The following is a 19,559-nucleotide window of genomic DNA, read 5'->3' as shown; positions in this document are numbered from 1 at the left end:
CGGGATTGTCAGTGCCGTGGTGTGCAATGGATCTCGTGCCCGCGCTCGAAGAACCGCTCAAGAACTCGCTCGGCGCCGCCACCGCCAAGGTGATGGCCGAGCACCTCGGCCTGCACACCGTCGGGGACCTGCTGCACCACTACCCCCGCAGGTACGAGGAGCGCGGCCGGCTCACCCGTCTCGCCGACCTGCCCATGGACGAGCACGTCACGGTGGTCGCCCAGGTCGCCGACGCCCGCTTGCACACCTTCGCCTCCGCCAAGGCCCCCCGGGGCAAGGGCCAGCGCCTCGAAGTGACCATCACGGACGGCAGTGGCCGCCTCCAGCTCGTCTTCTTCGGTCACGGCGTCCACAAGCCCCACAAGGACCTCCTCCCCGGCACCCGCGCGCTGTTCGCCGGCAAGGTCTCCGTCTTCAACCGCCGCCTCCAGCTCGCCCACCCGGCCTACGAGCTGCTCCGCGGGGAGGGCGACGGCGACGACACCGAGACCGTCGACACCTGGGCCGGCTCCCTCATCCCGATCTACCCGGCCACCGCCAAACTGGAGTCCTGGAAGATCGCCAAGGCCGTCCAGACGGTCCTGCCGAGCGCCCAGGAGGCCGTGGACCCGCTGCCCGGGTCCCTGCGGGAGGGCCGGGGCCTGGTCTCGCTGCCCGAGGCCCTCCTGAAGATCCACCGCCCCCAGACCAAGGCGGACCGGGACAGCGCCCGCGACCGCCTCAAGTGGGACGAGGCCTTCGTCCTCCAGGTCGCCCTCGCCCGCCGCCGCCACGCCGACTCCCAGCTCCCCGCCGTCGCCCGCCGCCCCGCCTCCGACGGCCTCCTCACCGCCTTCGACGCCCGCCTCCCCTTCACCCTCACCGACGGGCAGCAGAAGGTCTCCCGGGAGATCTTCGACGACCTGGCCACCGAGCACCCGATGCACCGGCTGCTCCAGGGCGAGGTCGGCTCCGGCAAGACGCTGGTGGCCCTGCGCGCCATGCTCGCCGTCGTCGACGCGGGCGGCCAGGCGGCCATGCTCGCGCCCACCGAGGTGCTCGCCCAGCAGCACCACCGGTCGGTGACCGAGATGATGGGCGAGCTGGCCGAGGGCGGCATGCTCGGCGGATCGGAGCACGCCACCAAGGTGGTGCTCCTCACCGGCTCGATGGGCGCCGCGGGCCGCCGGCAGGCCCTGCTGGACCTGGTCACCGGCGAGGCCGGGATCGTCATCGGCACCCACGCGCTGATCGAGGACAAGGTGCAGTTCCACGACCTGGGCCTGGTCGTCGTGGACGAGCAGCACCGCTTCGGGGTCGAACAGCGCGACGCCCTGCGCGGCAAGGGGAAACAGCCGCCCCACCTGCTGGTCATGACGGCCACCCCCATCCCGCGTACGGTCGCGATGACCGTCTTCGGCGACCTGGACACCTCGGTCCTCGACCAGCTCCCGGCCGGCCGCTCGCCCATCGCCAGCCATGTCGTCCCGGCCGCCGACAAACCACACTTCCTCGCCCGCGCCTGGGAGCGCGTGCGCGAGGAGGTGGAGAACGGCCACCAGGCGTACGTCGTCTGCCCCCGCATCGGGGACGACGTCGACGAACCCGCCGACCCGGGCAGGACCGGCGCGAAGAAGACCGGTGGGAAGTCCCCCGAGGACGAGGCCGAGAAGCGTCCGCCCCTCGCCGTCCTCGACGTCGCGGACCAGCTCGCCAAGGGCCCCCTCCGGGGTCTGCGGGTCGAGGTCCTGCACGGCAGGATGCACCCCGACGACAAGGACGCGGTCATGCGCCGCTTCGCCGCCGGCGAGACGCATGTCCTGGTCGCCACCACGGTCATCGAGGTCGGGGTGAACGTCCCGAACGCCACCGCCATGGTGATCATGGACGCCGACCGCTTCGGCGTCTCCCAGCTCCACCAGCTGCGCGGCCGGGTGGGCCGCGGATCCGCCGCCGGACTCTGTCTCCTGGTCACCGAGATGCCCGAGGCGAGCCCGGCCCGCGGGCGCCTCGGCGCCGTCGCCGCCACCCTCGACGGCTTCGAACTCTCCCGTATCGACCTCGAACAGCGCCGCGAGGGCGACGTCCTCGGCCAGGCCCAGTCCGGCGCCCGCACCAGCCTGCGCATGCTGACCGTCATCGACGACGAGGAGATCATCGCGGAGGCGAGGCAGGAGGCGGCCGCGGTGGTGGCGGCCGACCCGGACCTGGACCACCTCCCGGCGCTGCGGACGGCCCTGGACGCCCTGCTGGACGAGGAGCGGGAGCAGTACCTGGACAAGGGCTGAGGACCACCGGCCCCCGAAGGGGCGCGGGGAACCGCGTGGGCGACCACGATGGACCCGCGGTCGCCCACGTCGGCCGAGAGGCACCCCACCACGCGATCCCGCCGTCGCTCCGGGCCGCCCACGGCAGAACGCGCCCCGCACCTCCGACTGCCAGACTGGACCCACAGTCGCCTCCTCCTCCCCAAGGACCCAAGATGACCCGCGTGATCGCCGGCGCGGCCGGCGGACGCCGCCTCGCCGTCCCGCCGGGCAACGGCACCCGCCCCACCTCCGACCGCGCGCGCGAGGGCCTCTTCTCCACCTGGGAATCCCTCCTCGGCGGCCCCCTCGACGGCGAACGGGTCCTGGACCTGTACGCCGGCTCGGGCGCCGTCGGCCTGGAGGCCCTCTCCCGGGGCGCCGGCCACACCCTCCTCGTCGAGGCCGACGCGCGAGCGGCCCGCACGATCCGGGACAACGTCCGCTCGCTCGGACTCCCCGGCGCGGAGGTGAGACCGGGCAGAGCCGAGCAGATCATCCAGGCCCCGGCGCCGGACGAACCGTACGACCTCGTCTTCCTGGACCCCCCGTACGCCGTCCCGGACGACGATCTTCGCGAGATCCTGCTCACACTCCGCACGGAGGGCTGGCTAGCCGACGAAGCCCTCGTCACCGTGGAGCGCAGCACCAGAGGCGGTGCGTTCGCCTGGCCGACCGGCTTCGACGCCCTCAGGGCCCGTCGCTACGGCGAGGGAACGTTTTGGTACGGTCGCGCCGCCGCTACGTGCGAAGACGCACCATGACCGGACCGGAGAGCGAGGAATCCCAAGTGCGCCGTGCCGTCTGTCCGGGGTCGTTCGACCCCATCACCAACGGACACCTCGACATCATTGGCCGCGCCTCCAAGTTGTACGACGAGGTCTATGTCGCGGTGATGATCAACAAGTCCAAGAAGGGCCTCTTCGAGGTCGAGGAGCGGATGGAACTCATCCGCGAGGTCACCGCCGAGTACGCGAACGTCCGGGTGGAGGCCTTCCACGGCCTGCTCGTGGACTTCTGCAAGCAGCGTGACATCCCGGCCATCGTCAAGGGCCTGCGCGCGGTCAGCGACTTCGACTACGAGTTGCAGATGGCCCAGATGAACATCGGCCTGTCGGGCGTGGAGACCCTCTTCGTCCCCACCAACCCCACCTACAGCTTCCTGTCGTCCTCCCTGGTCAAGGAGGTCGCGACCTGGGGCGGCGACGTCTCCCACCTGGTCCCCCCGCTCGTCCTCGAAGCGCTCGCCGAACGCCTGAAGCGGGACTGAGCGGACGCACCTCCCCCGCTGGCCGTACAGTCGACCCGACCGTCTCCAACACAGTCGTAGAGAGTGGCGAGCACACGGTGGACCACACGGTGGACGTGCAGAAGAAGCTCGACGAGATCGTCTCGGTGGTCTCCGGCGCCCGATCCATGCCCATGTCGGCCTCGTGCGTGGTCAACCGCGCCGAACTGCTCGCCCTGCTCGACGACCTGCGCGCGGCCCTGCCCGACTCCCTCGCCCAGGCGCGCGAGCTGATCGGCGACCGTGACCACATGGTCGAGCGGGCCCGCCAGGAGGCCGAGCGGATCGTGGCGAACGCGCACGCCGAGCGCGGCTCCCTGATCTCCGACACCGAGGTCGCCCGCCGCTCCCAGAACGAGGCCGACCGCATCCTGGGCGAGGCCCGCCAGGAGGCCGAGGACGTCCGCGCCGAGGCCGACGACTACGTCGACTCCAAGCTCGCCAACTTCGAGGTCGTCCTCACCAAGACCCTCGGCTCCGTCGGCCGCGGCCGCGAGAAGCTGCTCGGCACGGGCCCCGGCCTCGACGAGCAGGGCTACGCGGACGAGGACGCCCCCGAGCGCAGCCAGGACCCCGAGACCCTGCGCAAGGACGCCGACGCCTACGTGGACGCCAAGCTCGGCGCCTTCGAGGCGGTGCTCGCCAAGACCCTGGAGGCCGTGGGCCGGGGCCGGCAGAAACTCCACGGCCGGATCGCCACCGACGACCTCGGGGCTCTCGCCCTGGGCGACGACGGCACCTCTCCGCGCCCCACCAGCGACGCCGACTACCTGGCCGAACTCGCCGCCCTCTCCGACACCCCCGCCCAGCAGTCCGCGCAGCTGCCGTACGGCAGCCCGCAGGACGCGTACCAGGCGACGGCGTACCAGCAGGATCCGTACGGCGGTTACCAGCAGCAGTACGCCGAGCCCCAGCAGGCCGCGGACCCCTACGGCTACCAGCAGGCCGACCCGTACGCGGCCGGTTACGCGCAGCAGCCCGCGTACGACCCGCACCAGGGGCACCAGGAGCCGCTGCCGCAGGACCAGCAGGGGTACGCGCCGCAGCAGGCGAACGTGCTCGACGAGACCAGCCTCTTCGACACGACCATGATCACGGCGGAGCAGTTGCGCCGGTACGAGCAGGGCCGCTGACCGCGGATTGGGCCGAGAGCGAAAGGTCCAGTATCCTGTCTCTTCGGTCGCGCGTGCGTTCATGCTGTCCGCAACTGACGCCCGCGATCGAGCGCTGCCCGGAACACCAGGGGCGGCGCCCTCCTCCGAAGTTCCCCGAAGACCGAAAGCAGAAATGGCTCTGAACGCCCGCCTCGACCACCGCAACCCCCTCGTGTTCGACACACACGAGCTGGGCCGGCGGCCCGGTGCGCAACAGCGTCTGACGCGCTCGGTCGACGCTCCCAGGGACCTCGGGATCAAGGGGGTCGTCGGAGTGCCGGAAGGCGCCCCGGTGGAGCTCGGACTCCGTCTGGAGTCGGTCATGGAAGGGGTGCTCGTCACAGGCACCGCCCGTGCCGACGCCAAGGGGGAGTGCGTAAGGTGTCTGGAGCCGGTCGAGCTGGAGCTCGAAGCGGACTTCCAGGAGATGTTCTCGTACCCCGACGCCGATGAGCGGGGCCGCGTGATCGCGGAACCCGACAGCGACGCCGAGGACGACGAGGACAGGCTCTTCCTCGAGGACGGCCTGTTCGACCTCGAACCCGTGCTGCGCGACGCGGTGGTGCTCGCACTGCCGATGCAGCCGGTGTGCCAGGACGGCTGCCCCGGCCTGTGCTCCGAGTGCGGAGCCCGGCTGGCGGACGACCCGGACCACCACCATGACGCCGTCGACATCCGTTGGGCGGCACTGCAGGGACTCGCCGGTTCACTCGAAGACGGCGAGAAGGACGAGATGAGCGGCGCCGAACCCGGTGTCGACGAGAAGCAGGAGAAGTAGCCGTGGCTGTTCCGAAGCGGAAGATGTCGCGCAGCAACACGCGCCACCGCCGGTCGCAGTGGAAGGCTGCGGTCCCCACCCTGGTTGCGTGCGAGCGCTGCCACGAGCCCAAGCTGCAGCACATCGCGTGCCCGTCTTGCGGCACCTACAACAAGCGCCAGGTCCTCGAGGTCTGAGCGGCTGGTGAGAGGCTCCATGTCTGACGCCAAGAAGCATGCTCTCCGCGCAAGCGGAGGTGGCCCGGCGGAGAACACAGCCTCGTCCCACACGCTTCTGGAAGGGCGGCTCGGCTACAAGCTCGAGTCCGCCCTTCTGGTGCGTGCGCTGACCCACCGTTCGTACGCGTACGAGAACGGCGGTCTGCCCACCAACGAGCGCCTGGAGTTCCTCGGGGACTCCGTGCTCGGCCTGGTGGTCACGGACACGCTGTACCGCACCCACCCCGACCTGCCCGAAGGCCAACTGGCCAAGCTGCGGGCCGCGGTGGTCAACTCTCGTGCGCTGGCGGAGGTGGGCCGCGGGCTCGATCTCGGCTCCTTCATCCGGCTCGGCCGCGGTGAAGAGGGCACGGGCGGCCGGGACAAGGCATCCATCCTCGCCGACACCCTCGAAGCGGTGATCGGCGCGGTCTATCTCGACCAGGGGCTCGACTCGGCGGCGGAGCTGGTGCATCGCCTGTTCGACCCGCTGATCGAGAAGTCTTCGAACCTCGGAGCCGGCCTGGACTGGAAGACCAGTCTCCAGGAGCTCACCGCGACCGAAGGGCTCGGTGTGCCCGAGTACCTGGTCACGGAGACCGGCCCCGACCACGAGAAGACCTTCACAGCTGCCGCCCGCGTCGGAGGCGTCTCGTACGGCACCGGCACCGGCCGCAGCAAGAAGGAAGCGGAGCAGCAGGCGGCCGAGTCCGCCTGGCGTGCGATCCGCTCCGCGGCGGACGAGCGGGCGAAGGCGGCGGCCGAGGCCGCGGCGCTCGTCCCCGACGACTCCGCCGAGACTCCTTCGGACGCCGCCCCGGCGTAGAGCCAGGGTTACCGCCCCTGTGCCCCCGCGAGGGGGTGCGGGGGCGGTTTCGGTGCGCTGTCGGGTGCGGGTGAGTGGGGCCCCGCGGGCCTGAAGGCGGCCGGTGTCGGGCCTGAAAAGCACGGGGCGCAGCCCCTGCTTTTCAGGGGCGCGGGGAACTGCGCGACCAGCCCCCACGCACCCGCACCCGATCCCCGACCTCACCCACCCCCACCCCCCCGCCCAACCTCCGGAGGACCCCGTGCCAGAACTCCCCGAGGTCGAGGTCGTCCGGCGCGGTCTGGAGCGATGGGTGGCCCATCGGACCGTCGCCGACGTCGAGGTCCTCCACCCCCGGGCGATCCGTCGGCACCTGGCCGGTCCGGAGGACTTCGCGCACCGGCTGAAGGGCCACCGCATCGGTGAGCCCAGCCGACGCGGCAAGTACCTGTGGCTGCCCGTCGAGGACACCGGCACCGCCGTCCTCGCGCACCTCGGCATGAGCGGCCAACTGCTCGTGCAGCCCCACGAGGCGGCCGACGAGAAGCACCTCAGGATCCGCGTCCGCTTCGCGGACGACCTGCTCACCGAACTCCGCTTCGTCGACCAACGCACCTTCGGCGGGCTGTCGTTGCACGACACCACCCCCGACGGCCTGCCGGACGTCATCGCGCACATCGCCCGCGACCCGCTCGACCCGCTGTTCGACGCGGAGGCGTTCCACCAGGCGCTGCGCAGGAAGCGGACGACCATCAAACGGGCCCTGCTGGACCAGTCGTTGATCAGCGGGGTCGGCAACATCTACGCCGACGAGGCGCTGTGGCGGTCCAGGCTGCACTACGAACGCCCCACCGCGGGCTTCACCCGCCCCCGCACCACCGAACTCCTGGGCCACGTACGGGACGTCATGAACGCGGCGCTGGCGGTGGGCGGCACCAGCTTCGACAGCCTCTACGTCAACGTGAACGGTCAGTCCGGGTACTTCGACCGGTCCCTGGACGCGTACGGCCGCGAGGGACTGCCCTGCCGGCGCTGTGCCACGCCGATGCGGCGACGGCCGTGGATGAACCGGTCCAGCTACTTCTGCCCGACGTGTCAGCGGGCCCCGCGCGTCTCGTCGTAACGCGCCCTGGCCCTGAGCACGTCCTCCATACGGCCCTCCACGAACGTGATGAGGGCCAGCAGCCGCTCGGAGACCTCACGGCCGAGCGGGGTGAGGGTGTAGTCGACGCGCGGTGGGTTGGTGGGCTGGGCCTCGCGGTGCACCAGACCGTCGCGCTCCAGGGCGTGCAGGGTCTGGGAGAGCATCTTCTCGCTGACGCCGTCGACCCGGCGCCGCAGCTCGTTGAAGCGGAGCGAGCTGTCGTGCAGGGCGCCCAGCGTGAGCCCGCCCCAGCGGCCCGTGACGTGCTCCAGGGTGCCCCGCGAGGGGCAGTTCCTGGCGAACACGTCGAAGGCCAGCTCGTCGAGGTTCCAGGCGTCCGGGCCCGCGGCGGCCTGCGCGGGCGTGGCGGCGCTCTGCGCGGCTGATTCCATACACCGAGCATACTCCGGCGCAGCGCTCACCAGAAGAATGCACTAACTCGCGGTTAGCGGATGCTGTCCGGATGGCGCTTCAGGCGTCCCGCACATCCCACACGTCTCGGACGTCCCACACATCCGGACGTCTCAGGCGTCCCGCACACCCCGGACGTCTCGGGCGTCCCGGACGGCTCAGTAGCCGAAGTCCTGGGTCCACCACGGTCCGCCGTCGCCCAGGTGGACGCCGACGCCGAGGGTCTTGAAGTCGCAGTTCAGGATGTTCGCCCGGTGACCGGGGCTGTTCATCCATGCCTCCATGACCGCCTCGGCGGTGGCCTGGCCGCGGGCGATGTTCTCGCCCCCCAGTCCGGTGATCCCGAGGGAGGCCGCACGGTCCCAGGGGTCGGCGCCGTCGGGGTCCGTGTGGTCGAAGAAGCTGCGCAGCGCCATGTCCTCGCTGAACGCCTCGGCCAGTCGGGACAGGTCGCTGTCGGCCGCGACCGGGCTGCAGCCGGCCTTGGCCCGCTCCTCGTTGACGAGCAGGAGGACCGCCGCCTCGGCCTGGGTCTCGGTGGAGATCTCCCCGGGCGAGGTCTTGTCCTTGCCGTTGTCGCCCTTGTCCTTGTCCTTCTCCTTGCCCTGCTCCTTGGTGGGCTTGCCGGACGGCTTCTCGGTCTTCTGGGAACCCGAGCCCTTGTCCGCCTCGTCGGACGGCTTCTCCTCGGAGGGGGTCGTCGAGGGCGCCGGGGCGTCGGAGGGGGAGGCATCACGCTCGGCGTCGCGGCTGGTGGACTCGTCCTCGCGCTGTCCCGACGCGGCGCCGTCCAGGCCGCCCTGCTGGGTCGCCGCGCCCGTCGGCGAACCGGCGGGCACCACGGTCGCGTTGCCGGCGCCCTCGCTGACCGCGTACTTGTCGCCACCCGGGAGCACGCCGGTGGCGACCGCGACGGTACCGATGGCCACGGCGGCGGACACACCGAGCAGGCTGGACTTCACGGGGGTCACGGTCCGCTTCTTGCGGCGGCGCGAGCCACCGGAGCGCGAGGCGGCCTGGGCGTCGGCCTCCAGGACCGCGGCGAACCCGTACAGGTTCTCCGGACCGTAGTGGGGCTCTTCGGAAGCGAAGCCCATGTCGGTGACCCCGGCGGCGCGGCCCCCCGTGGCGGCGCGGCCGGCGGCGGAGCGTCGGTGGCGTCCCATGTCTTGGCCTTCCTCGTCCTTGCTGTGTCCTGCGTCAACGTTGGGGGTGTTGTCAACGTTGTGTTCGTCGCCTTCACGAATCTCACACGAAGGAGTGAGTTTCATATGAGATTCATTGGGTGGGGACGGTACAGCATGGCGCCGGGGGAGGGAGAGACCCGTGGGACATTGGCCCGTTAGCGTGCAGGCATGAGCGAGGATGTACGGCTGGTCGCCTGGGTGCGTGGACGGGTGCAAGGGGTGGGTTTCCGCTGGTTCACGCGGGCTCGGGCGCTGGAGATCGGCGGCCTGAGTGGTTTTGCTCTCAATTTGGCCGACGGGCGGGTCCAGGTGGTCGCGGAGGGGCCCCGCGAGGCGTGCGAGGGGCTTCTGGGATGGCTTACGGGTGACGACACGCCCGGGCGCGTGGACGGCGTCACCGAGATCTGGGACACACCGCGCGGGGGCTACGACGGCTTCGCCATCCGCTGACCCTCTCGCGTGCGGCCGGTGGGGCGCGGGTGGGATGCGCGCCAACGGCATATGCCAGGAGCATGCACAAAACAGAAATGTGCAGGTGATTGCCAAGGCGACATTGTCATGGCAGTCTCCGAAGAGACGATGATCCCCTCGCTCCGCCGGCCAGGAGAGGTCCCCGAACCGCCGCAGCGTCGCCCGGTCAGGGCCGCGCGGCGCAGGGATGCCCGCCAATGCGGGGCGTGATCGTGTTGACCGTCAAACTTTTTGGTGAGACGCTAAAAGCAACCCCGCGCACCTTAGCTGTTTGGCATGAAGACGGCAGCAAAAACTCAACAGTGCCAAGCATCGCGGGTGCGATTCCCTCACGACCCACACCGCTTCGGTCGGTCACTCAGTGTGGAGGACCATCCATCATGGCAAAGGCGCTTCTCGGTTACGTCGGCGGCTCCGACCCGCGACTCCTCGCCGAGATGCGACGGCTCCAGCAGCGTGTCCAGGACCTGGAATCCGAGCTCGGACGCATCCAGGCGGAGAACGACGCGCTGACGGCTGCCGCTTCTCACGATTCGCTCATGGAGCTCGACGCACGCCAGGCGGAGCCTGCGCTCACCTGATCACTGCATCGCACCACGACAGACAGCAGTGGTTGGGCTGCCCGTATCAACCGCTAAGTTGTCAGATCTGCAAGGGACGCCTTCTTTCGAGGCGTCCCTTCTTTCTGTCCCCCGTCTCCCCGACGACGTCTCTCCGAAGTCCTCTCGACGTCTCCCCGAACCCCCGAGAACCCCCGTACTTCCTCATACTCCTTAACGTCTGATGTGCCCTGCACGTTCATGTGTGAAACCGCGCGTTCATGGAGTGGGACAAGGGCGGAAGGTAGAGTCCGGCGGCGTGCACCTCAAGGCCCTGACCCTCCGCGGGTTCAAGTCGTTCGCCTCGGCGACCACGCTCCGGTTCGAGCCGGGCATCACGTGCGTCGTCGGACCGAACGGCTCGGGCAAGTCCAACGTCGTCGACGCGCTCAGCTGGGTCATGGGCGAACAGGGCGCCAAGTCCCTGCGCGGCGGCAAGATGGAGGACGTCATCTTCGCCGGCACCACCGGGCGCCCTCCGCTCGGCCGCGCCGAGGTCTCGCTGACCATCGACAACTCCGACGGGGCCCTCCCCATCGAGTACTCCGAGGTCACGATCACGCGGATCATGTTCCGCAACGGCGGCAGCGAGTACCAGATCAACGGTGACACCTGTCGCCTCCTCGACATCCAGGACCTGCTCTCCGACTCCGGCATCGGCCGGGAGATGCACGTCATCGTCGGCCAGGGCCGGCTGGACGGTGTCCTGCATGCCGACCCCATGGGCCGCCGGGCCTTCATCGAGGAGGCCGCCGGTGTCCTCAAGCACCGCAAGCGCAAGGAGAAGGCGCTGCGGAAACTGGACGCCATGCAGGCCAACCTGGCCCGCGTCCAGGACCTCACCGACGAACTCCGCCGCCAGCTCAAGCCCCTCGGCCGCCAGGCCGCCGTCGCCCGCCGGGCCGCCGTCATCCAGGCGGACCTGCGCGACGCACGGCTGCGGCTGCTGGCCGACGACCTCGTACGGCTCCGGGCGGCGCTGCGCACCGAGGTCGCCGACGAGGCCGCGCTCAAGCAGCGCAAGGAGGCCGCCGAGACCGAGCTGAAGAAGGCGCTCCAGCGGGAGGCGCACCTGGAGGGCGAGGTGCGCCGGCTGGCCCCGCGCCTCCAACGGGCCCAGGAGACCTGGTACGAGCTGTCGCAGCTCGCCGAACGGGTGCGCGGCACGGTCTCCCTGGCCGACGCCCGGGTCAAGAGCGCCACCTCCGTGCCCGTCGAGGAGCGGCGCGGCCGCGACCCCGAGGACATGGAACGCGAGGCCGCCCGCGTCCGTGAACAGGAGGCCGAACTCGAGGCGGCCCTGGAGGCCGCCGAACGCGCCCTGGAGGACACGGTCGAGCACCGCGCAGAGCTGGAGCGTGAACTGACGGTCGAGGAACGCCGGCTGAAGGACGTCGCCCGGTCCATCGCCGACCGCCGCGAGAGCCTCGCCCGGCTCAACGGCCAGGTCAACGCGGCCCGTTCCCGCGCGGCCTCCGCCCAGGCCGAGATCGACCGGCTCGCCGCGGCCCGTGACGAGGCACAGGAGCGGGCCGTCACCGCCCAGGAGGAGTACGAGGCGTTGAAGGCCGAGGTCGACGGCCTCGACGCCGACGACTCCGAACTGGCCGGGCGGCACGAGGCCGCGAAGCGCGCCCTGGCCGAGTCCGAGTCCGCCCTCACCGCCGCCCGGGAGGCCGCCACCGCCGCCGAACGACGCCGCGCCGCCACCCAGGCCCGTCACGAGGCCCTCGCGCTCGGCCTGCGCCGCAAGGACGGCACGGGCGCGCTGCTCGCCGCGAAGGACCGGTTGACAGGGGTGCTGGGTCCGGCGGCCGAACTGCTGACGGTCGCCACCGGCCACGAGGTCGCCCTGGCGGCGGCCTTCGGCGCGGCGGCCGACGCGATCGCCGTGACCAGTCCGGCCTCGGCCGCCGAGGCGATCCGCCTGCTGCGCAAACAGGACGCGGGCCGCGCGGCCCTGCTGCTGGCGGGAGCGCCCGACGACCCGGCCGCGACGCCCCGAAGCCAGGACGCGGGGGACGACGCGACCGGCCACGACGGATCCGCGGACGAACGACGGCCCCTGCCGGTGTCCCCTCCCGCGCGCTTCGCCGCCGACCTGGTCCGCACCCCCTCCGACCTCACCCCCGCCGTCCGCCGGCTCCTCCACCGCATCGTCGTCGTGGACACCCTCGACGACGCCGAGACCCTCGTCTACGCGCGCCCGGACCTCACCGCGGTCACCGCCGAAGGCGACCTGCTCGGGGCCCACCTCGCCCACGGCGGCTCGGCCGGGGCGCCGAGCCTGCTGGAGGTGCAGGCCGCCGTCGACGAGGCGGCGGCCGAGCTGGAGGAACTGGCCGTGCGGTGCGAGGAACTGGCCGAGGTCCAGCGCGGCGCGGTCGAGGCGCGGCGGGACCGGGCCGCGCTCGTGGAGGAGTTGGGCGAGCGCCGCCGGGCCGCCGAGCGGGAGAAGTCCGCGGTCGCCCAGCAGCTCGGACGGCTGGCCGGGCAGGCGAGGGGCGCCGCCGGGGAGGCCGAGCGGTCGGCGGCCGCCGCCGCACGCGCCCAGGACGCGCTCGACCGGGCCGTGGAGGACGCGGAGGAGCTGGCCGAACGGCTCGCGGTGGCCGAGGAGATGCCCGTCGAGGAGGAGCCGGACACCTCCGTACGGGACCGGCTCGCGGCGGACGGGGCCAACGCCCGGCAGACGGAGATGGAGGCCCGGCTCCAGGTGCGTACGCACGAGGAGCGGGTCAAGGGACTCGCGGGGCGCGCGGACTCGCTGGACCGGGCCGCGCGCGCCGAGCGCGAGGCACGGGCGCGCGCCGAACAGCGCAGGGCGCGGCTGCGGCACGAGGCGGCCGTCGCCGAGGCCGTCGCGTCCGGTGCCCGCCAACTGCTGGGCCATGTCGAGGTCTCCCAGGCCCGGGCGGAGGAGGAACGCACCGCCGCCGACGCCGCCAAGGCACGCCGGGAGCAGGAGCTCGCGCAGGCCCGTGCCGAGGGGCGCGACCTCAAGGCCGAGATGGACAAGCTGACCGACTCCGTCCACCGGGGCGAGGTGCTCGGCGCCGAGAAGCGGATGCGGATCGAGCAGCTGGAGACCAAGGCGCTGGAGGAGCTGGGCGTCGAACCGGAGGGGCTGATCGCGGAGTACGGGCCCGACCAGCTCGTACCGCCGTCGCCACCCGCCGAGGGGGAGGAGCTGCCGGAGGACCCGGAGCACCCCCGCAACCAGCCGAAGACGTTCCACCGCGCCGAGCAGGAGAAGCGGCTCAGGGCGGCCGAGCGCGCGTACCAGCAGCTGGGCAAGGTCAATCCGCTGGCGCTGGAGGAGTTCGCGGCGCTGGAGGAGCGGCACAAGTTCCTCAGCGAGCAGCTGGAGGACCTCAAGAAGACCCGGGCCGATCTGCTCCAGGTGGTGAAGGACGTCGACGAACGGGTCGAGCAGGTCTTCACCGAAGCGTTCTGGGACACCGCAAGGGAGTTCGAGGGCGTGTTCTCCCGGCTCTTCCCCGGCGGGGAGGGGCGGCTGATCCTCACCGACCCGGACAACATGCTCACCACCGGGGTGGACGTCGAGGCCAGGCCGCCCGGCAAGAAGGTCAAGCGGCTGTCGCTGCTCTCCGGCGGGGAGCGGTCGCTGACCGCCGTCGCGATGCTCGTGTCGATCTTCAAGGCCCGCCCCAGCCCGTTCTACGTGATGGACGAGGTCGAGGCGGCACTCGACGACACCAATCTGCAGCGGCTGATCCGGATCATGCAGGAGCTGCAGGAGGCGTCGCAGCTGATCGTGATCACCCACCAGAAGCGGACGATGGAGGTCGCCGACGCGCTCTACGGCGTGTCGATGCAGGGCGACGGCGTCTCGAAGGTGATCAGCCAGCGGCTGCGTTAGCCGCTCCGGTCGGAGGGTAGACGAGGGCGGTCGCGAGGTTCCCCACGCCTGCGGTGACATCGGCTCCATCACCTTCAATACTTGAACTCAATCTGCCCACCCTTCGCCCAGGAGTCCAGCAAACGCTCACCCGACCTCTCTTTTGACTTAGAAACTTGAAGGCATAGTCTCTGGAACGTTGCCTTTACCTTCAAAGTGGAAGGTCCCCCCCACGTGACCAGTACAGCGCAGGCGTCCCCGTCAGGAGCGCGCGAAGGCCAGCCCGACCATCTCTCCCACGTGATCTTCATCGCGGCGGCGGCCGCGATGGGCGGTTTCCTCTTCGGCTACGACAGTGCCGTGATCAACGGCGCCGTCGAAGCCATCCGGCACCGCTACGACATCGGCTCCACGGCCCTGGCCCAGGTCATCGCCGTCGCGCTCATCGGCTGCGCCGTCGGCGCGGCCACGGCCGGCCGGATAGCCGACCGCATCGGCCGCATCCGCTGCATGCAGATAGCGGCCGCCCTCTTCACGGTCAGTGCCGTCGGCTCGGCGCTCCCCTTCGCGCTGTACGACCTCGCCTTCTGGCGGATCGTCGGCGGCTTCGCCATCGGCATGGCGTCCGTCATCGGCCCCGCCTACATCGCCGAGGTCGCCCCGCCCGCCTACCGAGGACGCCTCGGATCGTTCCAGCAGGCCGCGATCGTCGTCGGCATCGCCATCTCCCAGCTGGTCAACTGGGGCATCCTGAACGCCGCCGACGGCGACCAGCGCGGTGAGCTGCTCGGCCTGGAGGCCTGGCAGATCATGCTCGGTGTCATGGTCGTCCCGGCCGTGCTGTACGGCCTGCTCTCCTTCGCGATCCCCGAGTCTCCGCGCTTTCTGATCTCCGTCGGCAAGGACGAGCGCGCCCGCGAGGTGCTCGCCGAGGTCGAGGGCGGGGACGTCGACCTGGACGCCCGGGTCGCCCAGATCGAGACGGCCATGCGCCGCGAGCACAAGTCGACCTTCAAGGACCTGCTGGGCGGCAGCTTCCTCTTCCGGCCGATCGTCTGGATCGGCATCGGACTGTCGGTCTTCCAGCAGTTCGTCGGCATCAACGTCGCCTTCTACTACTCCGCGACCCTGTGGCAGTCCGTCGGCGTCGACCCGAGCGAGTCGTTCTTCTACTCCTTCACGACCTCGATCATCAACATCGTCGGCACCGTCATCGCGATGATCTTCGTGGACCGGATCGGCCGCAAGCCGCTCGCGCTCATCGGCTCCGTCGGCATGGTGGTCGGACTCGCGCTGGAGGCATGGGCCTTCTCCTTCGACCTCGTCGACGGAAAGCTCCCGGCCACCCAGGGCTGGGTCGCCCTGATCGCCGCCCATGTCTTCGTCCTCTTCTTCGCCCTCTCCTGGGGCGTCGTGGTCTGGGTCATGCTCGGCGAGATGTTCCCGAACCGGCTCCGCGCCGCCGCCCTGGGCGTGGCGGCCTCCGCGCAGTGGATCGCCAACTGGGCCATCACCGCCAGCTTCCCGTCCCTGGCCGACTGGAACCTCTCGGTGACCTACGTGATCTACACGGTCTTCGCCGCGCTCTCCATCCCCTTCGTCCTCAGGTTCGTGAAGGAGACGAAGGGCAAGTCGCTGGAGGAGATGGGCTGACGCCCCTCCCATGAGCCCGGGGGCGGCGGACGGTGTGCGGCTCACCGGATCAGGACACCCCCGCCGACCTCCAGGGCCTTGTGGATGCTCTCCCCGATGATCCGCAGCCGGCAGTCGATCTGGTCCCCGGCACGGGCAGGAAGCGCGCGTCGAGCGAGCGCACGAACTCCGATCCCCACACCGTCGTACGCCACGACTCGAAGCCGCCGGAGCGGTGGACGTCGTCGGGCACGTCGAGGATCCGCCGCCTGCCGTCCGGCTCCCGGACGAACACCTCCACCAGCGAACTCATGGGCTCAGTGGATCACCGCCCGGGCGGCCCCGGCGAGCGGATTCCGCCCGGCTCAGCCGCCCAGTGCCGGAAGAACCCGTTCCGCGAACAGCCGAAGACTCCGCCAGCCCTCCGCCACCGGCATCCCGCCCGCCAGGGGATGCAGGACGAGGTTGTCGAGCCCCAGGTCCACGCACTCGTCCGGCGTGACGATCCGGTACACGCCCTCCGCCCGCAGTTCCGCCACCGTCGTGGCCCCCGACCGCACCGCCGACCGGATGCCGGCCGACTGCCAGGAGGCGTAGGTGCGCGCCTCGTGCAGGAAGTGCGTGCCGTACTCGGCCCACGCCCGGTCCGGATCCTCCGCCACGTGCAGCAACGGGGTCTCGGCCGCGGGCATCATCGTCCACCCCTCGGTGCCGTACTCCACGAGCCGCTCCTTGTAGTACGCCTCCAGCTCCGGCAGGTGCGCGCTCGGGAAGAAGGGGAGCCCGAGCCGGGCCGCCCTGCGGGCCGCCGCCTGCGACGAGCCGCCCACCAGCAGCAGGGGGTGCGGCTCGGTCCCCGGACGCGGGGTGACCCGGACCGTGCGCCCCCGGTACGCGAACGGCTCACCGGTCCACGCCCGGAGCAGCGTCTCCAGCACCTCGTCCTGGAGCTTCCCCCGGTTCTTCCAGTCGACGTCGAACTGCGCGTACTCCTCCGGCCGGTACCCGATCCCCGCGACCGTCACCAGCCGTCCGCCGCTCACCAGATCCAGTACGGCGATGTCCTCGGCCAGCCGCAGCGGGTCGTGCAACGGGCCGATCATCGCCGACACCGTGACCGCGATCCGCCGGGTGGCCCCGAACACGGCTCCCGCGAAGACGAAGGGTGACGGCAGCCAGTTGTTCGCGACCCCGTGGTGCTCCTCCGTCTGCACGGTGGAGACGCCCTGCTCATCGGCGTACGCGGCCATCTCCACGGCCGCCCGGTAGCGGGCCCGCAGCGAGGCGGGCGTGGCGCCGGGCTCGACCAGATTGAAACGGACGACCGTGACGGGCATGGGAGACCCCCTTCGGGCGGCTGTGGAGGGGGACGTTAGCTGACGGTTCGTCAGGTATCCAGAGGTGGGGAAGGGCCGCATGCCCCCGTACGGCGATCGAACGCCGCGCGGGGTGGTCCCGCATACTGGTCCCGTTATGGAACTCATCCTTGCTGTAGTCATCGCCGTGGTCGTGCTCGGCGTGCTGGGCGGGCTCGTCGTAGGCGGCCGCAAGAGGAAATCGCTGCCCCCGGCACCCCCCACGACACCCGACATCACCGCCCCTCCGGCCGAGCCGCACGTCGGCGACGAGGCCGAGACACCGCGCGACGAACCGCGCCGGACGATCGAGGAGGTGGACCTCCCGGACGGCTCGGCGTCGGCGCCCGTGGCCGTCGAGGAACCGCCCGCCGCCCCCGAGATCGAGATCCCCGCACCGACCGCGGGCCGGCTGGTACGGCTGCGCGCCCGGCTCTCCCGCTCGCAGAACGCGCTCGGCAAGGGGCTGCTCACGCTGCTCTCGCGCGAGCACCTCGACGACGACACCTGGGAGGAGATCGAGGACACCCTCCTCACGGCCGACGTCGGCGTCCAGCCCACCCAGGAACTGGTCGAACGGCTGCGCGAGCGGGTCAAGGTGCTCGGTACCCGCACCCCGGCCGAGCTGCGCTCCCTGCTGCGCGAGGAACTGCTGACGATCCTCGTCCCCGAGTTCGACCGCGCGGTCAACACCGACTCGCCCCTCGACACGCCGGGCATCGTGATGGTCGTCGGCGTCAACGGCACCGGCAAGACCACCACCACCGGCAAGCTCGCGCGCGTCCTCGTCGCCGACGGCAAGAACGTCGTCCTCGGTGCCGCCGACACCTTCCGTGCCGCCGCCGCCGACCAGCTCCAGACCTGGGGCGAGCGCGTCGGCGCCCGTACCGTGCGCGGCCCCGAGGGCGGCGACCCGGCGTCCATCGCCTTCGACGCCGTCAAGGAGGGCATCGAGGAGGGCGCCGACGTCGTCCTCATCGACACCGCCGGTCGGCTGCACACCAAGACCGGGCTCATGGACGAGCTGGGCAAGGTCAAGCGCGTCGTCGAGAAGCACGCGCCGCTGGACGAGATCCTGCTCGTCCTCGACGCCACCACCGGTCAGAACGGTCTCGTCCAGGCCCGCGTCTTCGCCGAGGTCGTCGACATCACCGGCATCGTCCTCACCAAGCTCGACGGCACCGCCAAGGGCGGCATCGTGATCGCGGTCCAGCGCGAGCTGGGCGTGCCCGTCAAGCTCATCGGTCTGGGAGAGGGCGCGGACGACCTGGCGCCGTTCGAGCCGGAGGCGTTCGTGGACGCGCTCATCGGCGAATGAGCCCGTGGACCACTTACGGCATCGCGTAGGTGCGCGAAGAAGCGCCCGCCCCCCGAGCTGCGGCCGGGGACGGGCGCTTCGCCGTGTGGGCGGGGCCGGTCGGGGTCAGGCCCGCGACCGGTGGGCCACGTACGCCAGGGTCCCCAGCAGCAGGCGCGCGGCCGGCGGCCTGGTCGCCGAGTCGAGGTCGGGGGAGCGGAGCCAGCTGACCGGGCCCAGTCCGCCGCGGTCGGAGGGCGGGGCCGTGACATGGCTGCCGGGGCCGAGGCCGCGCAGATCCAGGGCGGACGGGTCGTCCCAGCCCATGCGGTAGAGCAGGGTGGGCAGCTCGGCGGCGCCCCCCGGGGCGACGAGGAAGTGGGCGCGGCCCTCGGGGGTGACGATCACGGGGCCGACCGGGAGGCCCATGCGTTCGAGTCGGACGAGCGCGTGCCGCCCCGCCGTCTCGGCGACCTCGATCACGTCGAAGGAGCGGCCCACCGGCAGCATCACGGCGGCGCCGGGGAACTCGGCCCAGGTCTCCGTGACCTCGTCGAGCGTCGCTCCGGCGCGCACGGGAGGCGCGAAGTCGAGGGGATGCGCGCCCGGCGCGGAACAGGTGGTCCTGCCGCACGAGCACGCGCCGGAAGCCGTCCGCGCGCCGGGGACGACGTCCCACCCCCAGAGGCCGGTGAACTCGGCCACCGCCGTGCAGTCCGAGGAACGGCCGCGCCGACGTGTGCCGGATCGCATCTCCCGAATGCCGCCGATCGTGAAGCCCATGCCCCCTCCAACGGGTCCAGCGCGCCGGTGGTTACGCGACGGAGTCGGAAGGCGACGCTCTGCTTCCGGTTGGGTGGCGCACTTCGGCGCTCCCGGTGGCGCGTCCGACGACACGCGCCCCTGAATGCTTCGCTCCGCCCACTCCTGGCCGTCTGATGTCAAGTCAATCGCGTGCGGCCGACCGTAGGTTCATTCGAAGGGGTGGCGAATGGTGGCGTTTCCGGAATCGCCGTGGCCGGACGCGTGATCGTAGGATTACTTTGAGTGCACGACGACCGAGGGCATCTGCGCTCGTGGGTATGCCGGAGGCA

18 protein-coding genes are annotated in these 19,559 nt (G+C 71.2%); 13 read left to right on the top strand and 5 right to left on the bottom strand.

The annotated features are described in order from the left end of the window. Positions 1 to 26 precede the first annotated feature (26 nt). The 8 genes from recG (at position 27) to mutM (ending at position 7,630) form a co-directional block, all read left to right on the top strand. Positions 27 to 2,267, top strand: a complete 2,241-nt coding sequence (recG, locus tag PYR72_RS15560) for an ATP-dependent DNA helicase RecG (RefSeq protein WP_275455911.1) — start codon at positions 27 to 29, stop codon at positions 2,265 to 2,267. A 194-nt stretch (positions 2,268 to 2,461) separates the two neighbouring features. Continuing rightward, the gene (rsmD, locus tag PYR72_RS15555; RefSeq protein ID WP_275455910.1) at positions 2,462 to 3,049 is read left to right on the top strand and encodes a 16S rRNA (guanine(966)-N(2))-methyltransferase RsmD; all 588 of its coding nucleotides are present in this window, start codon (positions 2,462 to 2,464) and stop codon (positions 3,047 to 3,049) included. A gap of 26 nt (positions 3,050 to 3,075) precedes the next feature. Continuing rightward, the gene (gene coaD, locus PYR72_RS15550; protein WP_275460420.1) at positions 3,076 to 3,555 is read left to right on the top strand and encodes a pantetheine-phosphate adenylyltransferase; all 480 of its coding nucleotides are present in this window, start codon (positions 3,076 to 3,078) and stop codon (positions 3,553 to 3,555) included. A gap of 89 nt (positions 3,556 to 3,644) precedes the next feature. Next, positions 3,645 to 4,706 carry a cell division initiation protein gene (locus tag PYR72_RS15545; RefSeq protein WP_275460419.1) on the top strand — a complete coding sequence of 354 codons (1,062 nt, stop codon included), beginning with the start codon at positions 3,645 to 3,647 and terminating at the stop codon, positions 4,704 to 4,706. A gap of 154 nt (positions 4,707 to 4,860) precedes the next feature. Next, entirely contained in the window at positions 4,861 to 5,505 is a 645-nt protein-coding gene (locus PYR72_RS15540; RefSeq protein WP_275455909.1) for a DUF177 domain-containing protein, read from the top strand. 2 nt (positions 5,506 to 5,507) lie between these two features. After that, a complete protein-coding gene (rpmF, locus tag PYR72_RS15535; protein ID WP_007493396.1) occupies positions 5,508 to 5,681 on the top strand; it encodes a 50S ribosomal protein L32 in 174 nt (57 codons plus the stop codon). Positions 5,682 to 5,700: 19 nt separating this feature from the next. Then, on the top strand, positions 5,701 to 6,528 hold the full coding sequence (gene rnc / locus PYR72_RS15530) for a ribonuclease III (protein WP_275455908.1): 828 nt from the start codon (positions 5,701 to 5,703) through the stop codon (positions 6,526 to 6,528). Between the two features lie 241 nt (positions 6,529 to 6,769). Then, entirely contained in the window at positions 6,770 to 7,630 is an 861-nt protein-coding gene (gene mutM, locus PYR72_RS15525) for a bifunctional DNA-formamidopyrimidine glycosylase/DNA-(apurinic or apyrimidinic site) lyase (protein ID WP_275455907.1), read from the top strand. Here the strand turns inward: mutM and PYR72_RS15520 are convergent. Continuing rightward, a complete protein-coding gene (locus PYR72_RS15520) occupies positions 7,603 to 8,043 on the bottom strand; it encodes a helix-turn-helix domain-containing protein (protein WP_275455906.1) in 441 nt (146 codons plus the stop codon). The genes mutM and PYR72_RS15520 overlap by 28 nt on opposite strands. Before the next feature lie 177 nt (positions 8,044 to 8,220). Continuing rightward, positions 8,221 to 9,228: a CAP domain-containing protein gene (locus PYR72_RS15515; RefSeq protein ID WP_275455905.1), complete on the bottom strand. Its 1,008-nt coding sequence runs from the start codon at positions 9,226 to 9,228 to the stop codon at positions 8,221 to 8,223. A gap of 189 nt (positions 9,229 to 9,417) precedes the next feature. Here PYR72_RS15515 and PYR72_RS15510 point away from each other — a divergent pair, with 189 nt between their 5' ends. From PYR72_RS15510 to PYR72_RS15495, 4 genes are all read left to right on the top strand, one after another. Continuing rightward, positions 9,418 to 9,699, top strand: coding sequence for an acylphosphatase (locus PYR72_RS15510; protein WP_275455904.1), 282 nt, complete (start codon positions 9,418 to 9,420; stop codon positions 9,697 to 9,699). Between the two features lie 401 nt (positions 9,700 to 10,100). Next, on the top strand, positions 10,101 to 10,301 hold the full coding sequence (locus PYR72_RS15505; protein WP_005479841.1) for a hypothetical protein: 201 nt from the start codon (positions 10,101 to 10,103) through the stop codon (positions 10,299 to 10,301). A 277-nt stretch (positions 10,302 to 10,578) separates the two neighbouring features. Next, entirely contained in the window at positions 10,579 to 14,202 is a 3,624-nt protein-coding gene (gene smc, locus PYR72_RS15500; protein WP_275455903.1) for a chromosome segregation protein SMC, read from the top strand. Between the two features lie 213 nt (positions 14,203 to 14,415). Next, positions 14,416 to 15,834 (top strand): sugar porter family MFS transporter, encoded by a 1,419-nt coding sequence (locus tag PYR72_RS15495; RefSeq protein WP_275455902.1) that lies wholly within the window; start codon positions 14,416 to 14,418, stop codon positions 15,832 to 15,834. A 49-nt stretch (positions 15,835 to 15,883) separates the two neighbouring features. Here the strand turns inward: PYR72_RS15495 and PYR72_RS15490 are convergent, their stop codons facing one another. Beyond that, positions 15,884 to 16,126, bottom strand: coding sequence for a hypothetical protein (locus tag PYR72_RS15490; protein WP_275455901.1), 243 nt, complete (start codon positions 16,124 to 16,126; stop codon positions 15,884 to 15,886). A 52-nt stretch (positions 16,127 to 16,178) separates the two neighbouring features. After that, on the bottom strand, positions 16,179 to 17,150 hold the full coding sequence (locus PYR72_RS15485) for an LLM class flavin-dependent oxidoreductase (protein WP_275455900.1): 972 nt from the start codon (positions 17,148 to 17,150) through the stop codon (positions 16,179 to 16,181). Positions 17,151 to 17,286: 136 nt separating this feature from the next. On the opposite strand from PYR72_RS15485, the gene ftsY reads away from it, so the two are divergent. Next, complete coding sequence (gene ftsY / locus PYR72_RS15480) at positions 17,287 to 18,486, top strand: signal recognition particle-docking protein FtsY (RefSeq protein WP_037724707.1); 1,200 nt, start codon at positions 17,287 to 17,289, stop codon at positions 18,484 to 18,486. Between the two features lie 105 nt (positions 18,487 to 18,591). Here the strand turns inward: ftsY and PYR72_RS15475 are convergent, their stop codons facing one another. Next, positions 18,592 to 19,248, bottom strand: a complete 657-nt coding sequence (locus PYR72_RS15475; protein ID WP_275455899.1) for a bifunctional DNA primase/polymerase — start codon at positions 19,246 to 19,248, stop codon at positions 18,592 to 18,594. Positions 19,249 to 19,559: the final 311 nt, after the last annotated feature.

The sequence above is a fragment of the Streptomyces sp. VNUA24 genome (assembly GCF_029167005.1).
Classification (GTDB): Bacteria; Actinomycetota; Actinomycetes; order Streptomycetales; family Streptomycetaceae; genus Streptomyces; species Streptomyces scabiei.
Note: the sequence above shows the minus strand (reverse complement) of the source record. Positions and strands in the feature narration are given on the sequence as shown.

Coding starts and splice junctions, on each gene's coding strand:
- PYR72_RS15510 (WP_275455904.1), top strand. CDS start 9,418: ATGAGCGAGGATGTACGGCTGGTCGCCTGGGTGCGTGGACGGGTGCAA.
- ftsY (WP_037724707.1), top strand. CDS start 17,287: ATGGAACTCATCCTTGCTGTAGTCATCGCCGTGGTCGTGCTCGGCGTG.
- rsmD (WP_275455910.1), top strand. CDS start 2,462: ATGACCCGCGTGATCGCCGGCGCGGCCGGCGGACGCCGCCTCGCCGTC.
- rnc (WP_275455908.1), top strand. CDS start 5,701: ATGTCTGACGCCAAGAAGCATGCTCTCCGCGCAAGCGGAGGTGGCCCG.
- PYR72_RS15490 (WP_275455901.1), bottom strand. CDS start 16,126: ATGAGTTCGCTGGTGGAGGTGTTCGTCCGGGAGCCGGACGGCAGGCGG.
- PYR72_RS15515 (WP_275455905.1), bottom strand. CDS start 9,228: ATGGGACGCCACCGACGCTCCGCCGCCGGCCGCGCCGCCACGGGGGGC.
- PYR72_RS15540 (WP_275455909.1), top strand. CDS start 4,861: ATGGCTCTGAACGCCCGCCTCGACCACCGCAACCCCCTCGTGTTCGAC.
- PYR72_RS15475 (WP_275455899.1), bottom strand. CDS start 19,248: ATGGGCTTCACGATCGGCGGCATTCGGGAGATGCGATCCGGCACACGT.
- PYR72_RS15505 (WP_005479841.1), top strand. CDS start 10,101: ATGGCAAAGGCGCTTCTCGGTTACGTCGGCGGCTCCGACCCGCGACTC.
- recG (WP_275455911.1), top strand. CDS start 27: ATGGATCTCGTGCCCGCGCTCGAAGAACCGCTCAAGAACTCGCTCGGC.
- PYR72_RS15520 (WP_275455906.1), bottom strand. CDS start 8,043: ATGGAATCAGCCGCGCAGAGCGCCGCCACGCCCGCGCAGGCCGCCGCG.
- PYR72_RS15485 (WP_275455900.1), bottom strand. CDS start 17,150: ATGCCCGTCACGGTCGTCCGTTTCAATCTGGTCGAGCCCGGCGCCACG.